The organism is Pseudoalteromonas sp. NBT06-2, assembly GCF_002276045.1.
GTDB lineage: Bacteria > Pseudomonadota > Gammaproteobacteria > Enterobacterales > Alteromonadaceae > Pseudoalteromonas.
In genome coordinates this window covers 1-12358 of sequence record NZ_NQMR01000026.1, presented here as the reverse complement: position 1 = coordinate 12358, position 12358 = coordinate 1, and the positions used below count along the sequence as shown (strand labels likewise).

General features: G+C 33.5%; 8 protein-coding genes. 6 read left to right on the top strand and 2 right to left on the bottom strand.

What is annotated here, in order from left to right:
- Positions 1-21 precede the first annotated feature (21 nt).
- Entirely contained in the window at positions 22-621 is a 600-nt protein-coding gene (locus tag CJF42_RS07605) for a helix-turn-helix domain-containing protein (protein ID WP_170940523.1), read from the top strand.
- A 134-nt stretch (positions 622-755) separates the two neighbouring features.
- Positions 756-1292, top strand: coding sequence for a transcription termination/antitermination protein NusG (gene nusG, locus CJF42_RS07600; protein ID WP_170940522.1), 537 nt, complete (start codon positions 756-758; stop codon positions 1290-1292).
- 171 nt (positions 1293-1463) lie between these two features.
- On the opposite strand, the gene CJF42_RS07595 is transcribed toward nusG, so the two are convergent.
- Together CJF42_RS07595 and CJF42_RS07590 are read right to left on the bottom strand one after the other, a co-directional pair.
- Complete coding sequence (locus tag CJF42_RS07595; RefSeq protein WP_095366102.1) at positions 1464-4184, bottom strand: TonB-dependent receptor; 2721 nt, start codon at positions 4182-4184, stop codon at positions 1464-1466.
- A 264-nt stretch (positions 4185-4448) separates the two neighbouring features.
- Positions 4449-7139, bottom strand: coding sequence for a collagenase (locus tag CJF42_RS07590; protein ID WP_095366101.1), 2691 nt, complete (start codon positions 7137-7139; stop codon positions 4449-4451).
- 329 nt (positions 7140-7468) lie between these two features.
- Here CJF42_RS07590 and CJF42_RS07585 point away from each other — a divergent pair, with 329 nt between their 5' ends.
- The 4 genes from CJF42_RS07585 (at position 7469) to CJF42_RS07570 (ending at position 12327) form a co-directional block, all read left to right on the top strand.
- The gene (locus tag CJF42_RS07585) at positions 7469-8854 is read left to right on the top strand and encodes a sodium-dependent transporter (RefSeq protein ID WP_095366100.1); all 1386 of its coding nucleotides are present in this window, start codon (positions 7469-7471) and stop codon (positions 8852-8854) included.
- A gap of 116 nt (positions 8855-8970) precedes the next feature.
- Entirely contained in the window at positions 8971-10893 is a 1923-nt protein-coding gene (locus CJF42_RS07580; protein ID WP_252097553.1) for a M1 family metallopeptidase, read from the top strand.
- Positions 10894-10911: 18 nt separating this feature from the next.
- Positions 10912-11577, top strand: a complete 666-nt coding sequence (locus tag CJF42_RS07575) for a GntR family transcriptional regulator (RefSeq protein WP_095366099.1) — start codon at positions 10912-10914, stop codon at positions 11575-11577.
- A 111-nt stretch (positions 11578-11688) separates the two neighbouring features.
- Positions 11689-12327, top strand: a complete 639-nt coding sequence (locus CJF42_RS07570; protein ID WP_095366098.1) for a tetratricopeptide repeat protein — start codon at positions 11689-11691, stop codon at positions 12325-12327.
- The last annotated feature ends 31 nt before the right edge of the window (positions 12328-12358 follow it).

Below are 12358 nucleotides of genomic sequence, written 5' to 3'. Positions count from 1 at the left end.
ATAGAAGGCTTACCAATTCATATGCTTTCAAAAATCAAAAATCAAACTGTAATTAATATTGATCAACTTTCCTATGAAATGTTATCTAAATTACCGAACTACTACGTTAAAAGCCAACATGTATATCTACAATGTGTCTATGAATACTTAAGTTTTAGAGTTATAGGACAAGGAGGCCGGTACAAAGTAGGCATGGCTTTACATTACAAATATGTTAATAAGTCTAACTTTTCCCAAATTTCTGCGTATTATAATTTTAATTCAATTAATTACGTCATGAATAAGAATAATAGTGAATATTATAAGCTCGCTGAAAAAACTGAAAAGTATTTAATTAAGCACTTATCTCAGGAGATACAACTAAATGAATTAGCATTCAAAATGGCTACAAATCGTAATAAATTATCAAAAGCTTTTAAGGCTCAATTTGGTACTACAGTTATCAAGTGGTTACGCAAGCAAAGAATGATCAAAGCACAAGAAATGTTACGTAACAGTAATATTTCAATGCAAGAGATAGCCTCTCAAGTGGGTTATGTTAACGCAGCTAACTTTTCAACTGCTTATAGGCAAGTATTTGATAAATCTCCAAGAAAAGAGCGACAAACATTTAGTATTTGATTGATAAAAACTAGACTTATTCCTACCAACTAATAGCCAATAAATTTCATCGGTTAGTATTATTTATAAAAATAATACTAACTTTTTCATGATTTCAATATAAATAATAACGAATTAAATACAAAGGACCAAATGTGACCCAGGATATTCATAAACTAGTAAATAAAACAGCTGTGGATAAAAAATGGTATGCAGTTCAAACTAAAATAAAATCGGAACAGCTAGTATGCCAAAGAATTGAGATTGATAAAGAGAAAGGTGTAATTGAAGTTGAAGTATATTTACCATTAATTAAAGAAAATAATAATTTTAAACCATTGTTTAATGGTTATATATTTGTTAAACATACTCAGGATGAAATTCATAAAATAAGATACTTACCGGGAGTAAAAGATTATGTCAGATTTGGCTTATATCCAACATCAATTCCGGAAAATCAAATTTCATTAATGGAAAAAATTGAATCTAGTTTTAATGATGTGACAACTGTGGATTCTTATTTAGTCAAAGGATGTAAAGTTCAAATCATCAAAGGAGTACTTGCTGGTAGAAAAGGAGTTTTAACTGAAACGACTAAAAATAAAAAAATAGCGATAGCCATTGATAATTTTGGTAAAAGTGTATTGATAAGTATGCCAGTAACAGATGTTGTAGAAATTGAAACTATTTGAGATTTATAGAGTTAACTGAAAATTAAGCATTTAATACTTGAATCTAATATTTAATAAAACAATTGTTTTCCATGTCGAATTTTAAAGGATTATTCGGAATTTTATTTTGTTAATGAAAAGGCACTCCAACCAGGGAGGAGGAAATGCCTGAAGGTAAATAACTGTAATAAATTAGAAATTCATTGATAATCGCGCATAGTAAAAACGACCTCTTGAAGAGAAGGTATGTGCGTCGTAACCATTACGGTAACTGCCCACTATATAAGGTGGCGCTTGATCAAATACATTTTCAATCCCAACTGATAATATGCTATCCCACTTCTCTAATTTATAACCTAGCTGGGCATCATGCTGAAGATATGAATCGATGTTTTTAAGATTTTCATCTAACCAATAACCTTCCCCATCTGCTGCAACAACTTCATCAACAAAACGGCTAGACCAAACAGATGTAAAATTACCTAACTGCCATGTTGTAGAAAGTGTGGCTTTATATTCTGGATATGAGCCCGAACCTTCATACCAATTTCCTACAAGTTCAGTAGCAGTATCCTTTGTTTTACCGGTATCATAATCTGTCATTTGGGTAGCTATTAAATTTAAGTCAAAAGAGCCATATTTTTGCGTATCAAATGTATATTTTATTTCAGTATCATAGCCTTTTATGTTTTGATAACCTGAGTTTTCATAAAGCGTATATACAGCAGTTATTTGACCATCAGATTCTCGACGCTCAACAAAATCTTCAAATTCAGCCTCACCTTGTGCATTACTTTTAACAACATTACTTGAGCGGGTAGTGCGGATCACATTGGTTTTTTCTATATCAAACATATCAAGTGAAATACTAAACCCAGGTAATGAACTCGGTGCCCACACGATACCTGCTGTTAAACTTTTTGATTCTTCTGGTCGCAAATCTGGGTTGCCACCACTATAAACAAATGCACCTGTTGCTTGAGAAGCTGGACCATTTAATCCCTGAGGACAACCTGACTTTGATGCATAATTATCTTCAGCACATGGATCACTCACGTAACTCCAACCTCCAGTTAACCCAGAATATAATTCATCAAAACCAGGCGCTCTAAAGCCTTTACTTCTAGAAGAGCGAACCAATAATCCTGCTATGGGTTGCCATCGAATTCCAATCTTTGGCGTGGTGGTTGTACCAAAATCACTGTAATCAGAATAACGTGCTGCCATGTCTATTTCTAACATATCTGCTAGAGGCGCACCCGATATTAATGGGATATTAATTTCACTATAAAATTCTTTTATCGAGCGGGTCGGGGCATTAGTATCACCTAAACCAGCTTGAAAGATGCGATCGCCTTCTTCATCAATTGCAGCATAGTCTTGTTGTGCATGTTCTTGACGATACTCAAGACCAAAAGCAACTTGTACTGTACCTGCTGGTAAATCAAATACATCACCTGTGGTATTAAATTGCCAGGAATCCATTTCACCTTTTGAACTTGATTTTGCATCTCTTTGAATATAGTTGAGCATATCTGGTGTAATTGACCCTACCTTGCCCATTAAGTCGATTGGTACACAGCCATCATTGCGTTCGCGGCATGCATCAGAATCTCCGGCGGCGGCTAGTATTCGAGAATAAGAAACACCTAAAAGATTATTTGTTGATTTTGTTCTTTGGCGATTAAAGGAAACATCCCAGTTCCAATCATAAATTGAACCTTGAGCACCAATAACAATACGACTGGTTGTAGAATCAATATTATTAACTTCTCTAGGGCCTAGTTCCATTAATGCACGTGCAACACCAAAGCTTTGACCGAAGGTGTTATAATCATTATTTTGAGAATATTCAACAGCATCACCAAAATCTGATGTAAACGCGTAAGGTTGTGAGCGTGATAATGATTGACGGTTATTTTGTAAATATTCAAAAAAGAGTTCTACATCGTTATTAATGTGTTGTGTACCACTGAGCCAAATATTTTCAGTGTCTAAATCTGCAGATCCCATGTCATATAACCAATAATTAAAACCATCTTTATCACCTGCAGGTACCTCTCCTGGAAACCAAGATTCATCCCAAGGATGATTATAAGGTCGCAGATCTGACATTGAATTGAATCTATCTGAGCTATCATTAAGTACCCACCAATCTCCATTAATATTGTAAGTACTCCCTTCACTTGAAAGTGGATCTCTTAAGTTAACACCGCCTTCTCCACGTCTATCTGGATCATCCTGGATGTCACGTGAAGACATAACATAACCATCAGATCTATTTCGTGAGTAATGAACTAAAATATTACCGTCTTCAGATTTAATACCGTATGTCAGTTCAAAGCCTTTTTCAATATTGTCATCTTGATTACTAATACCGTAATTTGTTTTAACTTTAAATCCTTCAAAGTTATTATCCATTATCACATTAACTACACCAGCAATGGCATCTGAACCATATACAGCTGATGCGCCATCTTGTAATACTTCAATACTTTTAATTGCTGACATTGGAATTGTATTTAAGTCAGAACTACCGCCAATACTCGATGAACCTAATCTTCTACCATTAAGTAAAACTAAAGTGTTCCGGGCACTTAAGCCCCTCAAGGTAACGGTTGATGATCCATTTGAAAATTGACTTGCATGTGAGGTAGCAGGGCCAGTGACTGAAGGTATACGTTGTAAAAATTGGCCAATATTTGTTGCGGGGGAGGCCGCTATATCTGCTTTTGAGAATGCAACTATTGGTGCTATACCCTCAATATCAGCACGAGAAATACGTGATCCTGTTACATTTATAATTTCGATGTCTTCTAATATGTGTTCTTCTTGAGCTGCATATACGTTTGAACTCATGTAAACCATAATCGACAAGGTTAGAGGCGTTATTTTGAGTAATTTTGTTTCCATTATATTATCCACTTTTAATTATTGTATACTTTATACTTTATACCTTATGCTTTCTGCGTGTTAAACGTATGATTTTCATACATTGAACGCATCTAATAATGTTATGAATGGAGTTATGTTTGGCATGAAATAGGGTTATAAGGGTACAAGTGAACACTCAGGCTATGATATGGTTATTTGATAACATAGGTACACTAATTATAAATATTAAAAAGGACTTAAAATCAGTCCTTTAGATAATATAACTTTAAGCTTAATTTATAATTAAGGACAAGTTCTATAGAATGAGTTATCGCCAAAAACTCCGTAAATAATACCATAGAGTGTTGGATCTTGGCTTTGTAATGTCGTGCGAGTATTAGGTCCTCCTCCCATATTGGCATTAAAGTAACTTTGTACTCCTTCAGCCCAATACTCTTTATAGTCAGTCATTGCATAATGACTAGAGCCCCATAAATTATAGTATCTTGCATTCGAATAAGCAGATTGTAGCTGGGAGCTGAACTCAGGGAAAACATAATCTAAGCCTAATAGATGCAATGAATGAGCATATTCATGGATAGTAATATCCTCACCTAAATAACGATCATTTGAATAACACATGGCATTTTCTTCAGCACTTGAACCCAGTGGTACAGACGGCATGCCTCCTAATCCACGCGCTCGTTCATCCCAAAAGCCAGAGTCTAAATGACTGTATTCAGGCATTTGCGTGGTTAACTCATATGGGTAACGACCCAAAACGCCATGGCGAAAACCATTTGCAATCATTTTTGGTACAACACGAATGTCAACAGTCTGCATTATGCCATCGAGTAAATAAGCAGTTCGCTCAAGAGATGCGTTAGATGCAACACCTGCTGTAATTATTGGGATCCCAGTACCTGAGCTACATAATCTTTGATAATACCAGCTATTTGGCCAATTACTTGGGTAAGCTTGAATACCACCTGCGCAACCTAAAGTCGCATTACCACCGCCACCAGTGCCGTCATCAATTATATTGAAGTTACCATTAGCTTGTGCACTAATCACTTTCATACATTGACCTGCTTGGTTGGTTATAACCCATCTGTCACCCTTATAGCTGCTTCTTGTCCAGCTGTCTCCAGCTGCAAAATTATCATTATAGATTTTACTATATCGAGAGCCATCAGCTTGTAACCACTGAATCTTTAAGTAGGTATCACTATTATTATTTATTGTGAACTGAGTTTGGCTACCATTACGACTATAGGCTTGACCTTCCATGCTACAGGATGAATCGGGCTCTAATGTGCCTGAAGATAAATCGTAATCAGCAATGATGTTTAAACCTGAAAAAGCGGAGGAAGCAAAAACTTGGGCATAATAAGTACCAGCTCCATTACCTGCTAGACAGGTTTCGTTACTGTCAGAAGAGTCTGATTTACAAATATTATTATTAATAGAAGCTTTAATGCCTTTATTAACATATAAGTCAGCATCACCATTAATACCTGTAGTAGTAAAACTTACATTAGTTGCGCCTGTAGGCACCTCAATGTAAAAATTTTGTTTGATACCTGTATTGGCATCTGTGACACTTGTATTGTTTTGTTTTGTGAGTTCTACATCGGCAATAACAGGATCACTTGTGCCAACTGTGTAATTACCGTTGCTTTGAGTCGTTACAAGCTTCAAACAGTTATCGTTATTATCAGTTACAACCCATTTATCACCGATATAAGAATTATATTGCCACACTTCACCGGGCTGAAAATCACTGTCATATACATTAGTATATAAAGTGCCATCTGTTTGTAACCATCTTATTTTTAAATGTTGCTCACTTAAATTTGTAATAGTAATAGCTGTTGTGGTTGAGCTTCTACCAGAATAAGGGCCAAAAGTATTGCAAGATGCATCAACTTCTAAATCACCAGAGTTTCCATCTCCGTTATCACCGCCGTCTGTAGGCGTATGGTCCCAACACTCTTTGTTAGCACTATCATGATAAGTTGCAGTACAGTCTAACCATTCGTACCATTCACTATTATTTTGATAAGCAAAATTTTGAATAAAACTATTATATGCACTGTAGTTACCGGTTCTAAAATTATGAAGAATTGTATCAAGTGCTTCAGGATTTCTTTCAAATAAAAAGGCGACTGCTAAATAGCTCCATTGATAAATACGGCCCGTATCATGCTCATAAGTTGTGTTAACAACATCAGATAAACTCATTGCCGCAGTACCCGCTAAAGTACGAATATAGTCATAAGGCCAATCGACCCAAGCAACATATTCCGCAGATCCTTCTAGCCAAAAAACGACATTATTAGAACTTTCCATATAAGTCGAAAAGTTACCTTTCATATTATAGCGACCATCTAAGTAGTGATTAAATTCATGGGACAAATTCATAATCCACCAACTATCACCATCATCTGTAATATAGGTAATATACCGCGCTTTATTATCTGGTGTAGTAGGATCTCCCTCTAAATACATACCTCCGTTGTTTGTATCAATACCAAATATTTGAGTCCCATTATATTGATAAGATGCATAATCTTTAAATGCATTCACCTCAACAGTGACACTGTTATCACCCTCAATTGCTTGATTATTGGTTTTCATTAAATTATGAAACCTAGCTTCCTCAGTCACCAACTCATCACAAACCGCTTGTAAATTTATTTGATTAATATACGATTCTGATCTGATAGATATCTTGCTCCCGCAGTTATAGTTATAGCGTAAAATATTATCACCTGCTGCCATTTGCGCTTGAGTTTGTTCAAGCAGGTGCTTTTGATGAACATGGGAACTTGGTTTACTTAAGGTGTTGATAGACTCAATTGTTGGTGGGCCCACCTTGGTAGCTGCAAAACTTGAACTTGTTATTAGTACTGCTGAAATAGCGCCTAATTTAAAGCGAGTTTTACCAGAGCTTAAGCTAGCAAACTTTTTTTTTAAATAACGAATAATCATTGTTTTATCCTTATATATTATTTTTATTTACATTTTTTCGAAAATATTGACCAAGTATTTTTTTGTGAATTGGTGAATATAATATTAATGTATACAATATACGCAGGTAATCAAGTCAGTTTATGAAAATAAACCTGGCACTCTATGTAATAAAAAATCAATTAATTCAGTTTGTTATACATTTAAAAAATTGCAAATTCTTTGATGACACAAAATAGTTAACTGGTAGCCTAATTTTGCTGATTAATGACCAAACTCATAAATGGTATAAAATATATTTGGTATTTTTTAAGCGACAAAATAATTAAAAATGATTTAGGAGTTTAGAAATGGCTGCAAATACCGGGGTGATAAAAATTGAAAACTGGTCATCTAGGCTCTCTTTTTTAATGGCCTCAATTGGTTTTTCTGTTGGCTTAGGTAATATTTGGCGTTTCCCATATATGGTTGGTGAAAATGGTGGCGCAGCTTTTGTTTTAGTTTATCTTGCATGTGCTTTATGTATCGGTGTGCCATTGGTGATGGCAGAGTGGGCAATCGGAAGAAATGCTAAAAATGCCATATCAGCAATGGGTAGTTTTAAACAAGTGGCGGTTGAAAATAACGTGTCAGCTAAATGGTCAAGTGTGGGTGGTATGGCTATTATGGCCGTATTTATGATGATGTTAACTTATACAGTGATAACAGGCTGGACACTTGATTATTTTACTATGGCTATTACTGGTAGTTTTACAGATATAAACGCTTCAAAATCACAAAATATATTTGATGATTTAATGTCAGATCCCATACGCTTAATTTTTTGGCACTCTACTGTTGTTGCCATTACAATTTATGTTAATTCGCGCGGTGTGCAAAGTGGTATTGAAAAAGCGGTCCGTATTCTTATGCCTTCTTTATTTTGTTGCATGATTATTATGGTTATTTATTCAAGTTTTGTAGGAGATATGGCTGCTGCTGTGAAGTTTTTATTAACCCCAGACTTTACACAAATAACCGCCGAGACGTTTTTACTCGCTTTGGGTCAAGCTTTTTTCTCTATCGGTATCGCCATGGCAGTCATGGTAACTTATGGTTCATATTTAGATAAAGAATCCTCGATACCTCAAAACGCCTTTATAGTTGTATTTGCAGATACATTTGTCGCTATGCTTGCCGGCTTTGCTATTTTTCCTTTAGTTTTTGCAAATGCCATGTCACCTGATGCAGGAGCCGGTTTAGTATTTCAAGTATTACCAATTGCACTAAGTGATTTACCTGGAGGCCAATTATTTAGCGGGATCTTTTTCTTATTATTGATAGCAGCCGCTTTGACGTCTTGTATTGGTAATTTTGAACCTGTAGTTGCTTGGGTAAAAGAGCACTTTAATATGACACGAAAAAAAGCAACTTTAATCAGCGGTTTAACTATTTGGTTATTAGGAATAAGTTCAATATTATCACTTAATGTACTTAAAGATTTTCATCCATTCGAATTTATTAGTCTTTTAGAAAGTAAGACAATTTTTGAAAATTTCGATTATATATCAGCCAGTATATTGTTGCCTATAGGTGGCTTACTCACTGCTATTTTTGTTGGTTGGCGACTACCACAATCGGTTATGAAAAAAGAGTTAGGATTAAATGATTTTGGTTTTTCAATTTGGTTATTTCTAATTCGCTTTGTCGCGCCCATTGCTATTTCAATTGTATTTGTAACAGGCATATTGAGTTAATTAAATAATCACTATTTAGCAGTTTAGCGACTTATTAAATCTAGATGCTGGTTTTTTTGCATTCAAAACTTAAATTTCATTTATTAAAACAATACAAAATATAGGGTTAAAACATAATGTTATATAAAAATATAATTTCAATTATTTTATTAATGATAGGTCTAATAAACAGCGCAACGGCGCAAGATTTAAGAATATTAAGCTCTAATAATAGAGATCCGATAGAAGGTGCTGTGATTTATGATATTAAACAGCTTATTGCTTATCGTTCAGATTTTTTTGGAAAAGTGAGTTTAGCTGATACTTTAAGTGACATAATTCAAATCAAAGCTAAGTATCATGATCCACAAACTATAAAGTTATCAAAATTAAAATCAGCTGTCATTGTGCTGAAATATAACAAAAATTTACTAAAATTAGATCAAGCTTTGGTACATACAAAAGAGCATATCCTTTGGGGAGAATACTCAAAATATCGAGCAAATAACGATTTATTAAGTTATGATTTATCGATAAGAGTTGACCCAGAAAAAAAATATATATCAGGAAATAACAAAATACGTTTTAAAATGCTCAAAGACGATTCAACCATACAAATTGATTTATATGAAAACTTAAAAATAGAGAAAATACTACATAATAACAAGCATTTAAAATATTCGCGTAATTCCAATGCTGTATACATTAAATTTGATGAAGTGTTGACAGTTAACTCAATAGAAGAAATAGACTTTTATTACTCGGGTTATCCAGCTACAACTGGACGATTTGGATGTTTTATTTTTCAAAAAGATAGCTTAGGCAAACATTGGGTTAATACAGCTTGTCAAGGTTCGGGTTCAATGGTTTGGTGGCCAACAAAAGATCAACAAAGAGATGAAGTTGATCAAATGGTGATGCGTATTTCTGTACCATCAGATTTAATGGATGTATCAAATGGTCGCTTAATAAACACCCGAATATTGCCCGATGGTTACACTGAATATGTATGGCGTACTCATAACCCAATTAATAACTATAGCGTGTCCCTAAATATAGGTAACTATGTACATTTTGGTGAGACCTTAGATAACTTAAGTTTAGATTATTATGTATTAAAACAAGATTTAGAAAAAGCAAAAGAACAATTTAAACAAGCAAAACCTATGATGGTGACATATCAAAAATATTTTGGAGAATACCCCTTTATTGAAGACGGTTATAAATTAATTCAGTCACCTTATTCAGGCATGGAGCATCAAAGTGCCGTAACTTATGGCAATGGTTTTGAAAATGGTTATATAGGTGGAATAGGGCGAGGTATAGGTAGGGATTGGACTGGTGTAGGAATTAGCTTAAAGTTTGATTTTATCATTATTCATGAAACTGGACATGAGTGGTTTGGTAATAGTTTAACCAGTAATGATTTCTCTGATTCTTGGATACATGAAGGTTGGTGTACTTATGCTGAAATGGTTTATGTTGAAGACCAATTTGGCTATCAAGATGCAATCAAATATATCAATGGTTATAAAAGTAAAGTTGAAAATACTTATCCACTTATAGGTCCCCCATCTGTTAGTTATTGGCCGACATCAGATATCTATTTTAAGGGGGCATTATTTATTAATACATTAAGACATATTATTAATGATGATAAAAAGTGGTGGGCAGGTGTTAAGCAATATACTACGCAGTTTAAAAAACAAAATTTTTATACCACAGATGTTTTAAACTTTTTTAATGCGTATTTTGATTATGATTTTGAAAAAATATTTGATCAATATTTGTATTTCAATGAATTACCTACATTAGAAATTAAAACAAAAGATAATATTTTTAAATATAGATTTACATCAAATGTTAAAGGTTTTGAAATGCCTATTGCTATCAATATTGATGGTAAAAAAGTAATAGTGACGGCAAAAAAAAGTTGGCAATCTAAATATTTTACTCAAAAAGTTAAAGTTTATGAAGATTTATATTACATAAGCATAAAAAATCTCAATAATAATGATAAAGAATTGTTATCATTGAATGATGCAAGTAGTAATTTATAACTGATTTAGGAAAAACCAATGTCAGCAGTAAAAAAAATGGAGTATAAAACCTTGACTCAGTTAGTCACGGAATCCGTAAGAGAAAAAATTCTCAGTGGCGAAATTGCAGTAGGTACGCATATACGACAAGCTACGTTAGCAAAAGAGCTCAATGTAAGCCAAATCCCTGTCAGAGAGGCGCTTTTATTATTGGAAGGAGAAGGTTTAATTACCTTTAGAGCCAATAAAGGAGCAAGTGTTACTGATTTTAATTTAGAGCAAGTAGATGAACTATTTCTATTAAGGGCAACACTTGAAGCGCAATTATTAGCAAGCTCAATTGCTAATTTGTCTAAAGAAAAGTTGGAACAGGCTTCTTGTATTTTAGATAATTTAGATAATGCACTTAAGTCAAATAATGCGCCTAAAGTATGGTGTGATTTAAATACAGATTATCATACTTGTTTATATTCCGCCGCTGATTTACCGCAAACACAAGAACTGGTAAATATTCTAAATACTAAAGCAGAGCGCTATGTGCGAGTACATATAAATAGCTTAGGTGGTGTTATAAAAGTGGGCACGGATCATAAAGATATTTTAAATGCTTGTATTAATGGAGATACTGAACAAGCAGTGAAAATACTTAAACAACATATATTTAGTTCTCGTGATGAAATAAAAGAAGTATTACGACAAGCTTAGTTACTTCATTACAAAATTAATTTATTTTTATGAATATTGTATGAAATAGAAATATAATTTTTTACTTGAACTAAAATAAAATGAATACAGTCATGATTTCAAGAAAACATCATGTTCGGATTACTGTTCGCTAATAAACAAAAATTAAATACCCATTTTGATGCTGCTTGGAAAAAAGGAGATTTTTATAAAGCTTCAAGAATAGGGCAAAAATTAATAAATAAAGATAATAATGATTATAGAAATTTAAATAATGTCGCTATGGTACATTTTAAATTAGGTTTTTATGAGCATGCTTTAAACTATTTATTAAAAGCCAATATCATAAAGGAAACATCGATTCATTGGGAAAACATAGCTCAAGTACAACAAGCGCTTAAAAACTATAAGCGCGCAATAAAATCATATAATAAAGCGCTCGAAATTGAACCCAGACACATGTCTACTTGGTATCTGCTTGCTCAATGCTACAAAGAACACAACGATTTAAAATCAGCATGTTGTATACTCACTAAACTTATTTTAGTGTATCCAGATAATATTAAAGCGAGAATAGATCTCGGTGTATATTTATTATTACAAGGTAAAATAGAGAAAGGGAAAGTACACTTTGATCGTGCTTTGAGTTACCAAGATAATGAAGAAATTAAAGCACATATGATGAAAAAGTTATATGAATATAGATCTAAACCCTATATACAAGACTTAGCATATTATTATAAAGCTTTAATATCAGGCAATAAAGCTTAACATCTAGTTAACAGCAATTCTCGGTGAATTA

Bases quoted from the DNA above. Each gene is read 5' to 3' on its own strand.
- CJF42_RS07605 (WP_170940523.1), top strand. From the start codon at position 22: ATGCTTTCAAAAATCAAAAATCAAACTGTAATTAATATTGATCAACTT.
- CJF42_RS07595 (WP_095366102.1), bottom strand. From the start codon at position 4,184: ATGGAAACAAAATTACTCAAAATAACGCCTCTAACCTTGTCGATTATG.
- CJF42_RS07590 (WP_095366101.1), bottom strand. From the start codon at position 7,139: ATGATTATTCGTTATTTAAAAAAAAAGTTTGCTAGCTTAAGCTCTGGT.
- CJF42_RS07585 (WP_095366100.1), top strand. From the start codon at position 7,469: ATGGCTGCAAATACCGGGGTGATAAAAATTGAAAACTGGTCATCTAGG.
- CJF42_RS07580 (WP_252097553.1), top strand. From the start codon at position 8,971: ATGTTATATAAAAATATAATTTCAATTATTTTATTAATGATAGGTCTA.
- CJF42_RS07575 (WP_095366099.1), top strand. From the start codon at position 10,912: ATGTCAGCAGTAAAAAAAATGGAGTATAAAACCTTGACTCAGTTAGTC.
- CJF42_RS07570 (WP_095366098.1), top strand. From the start codon at position 11,689: ATGTTCGGATTACTGTTCGCTAATAAACAAAAATTAAATACCCATTTT.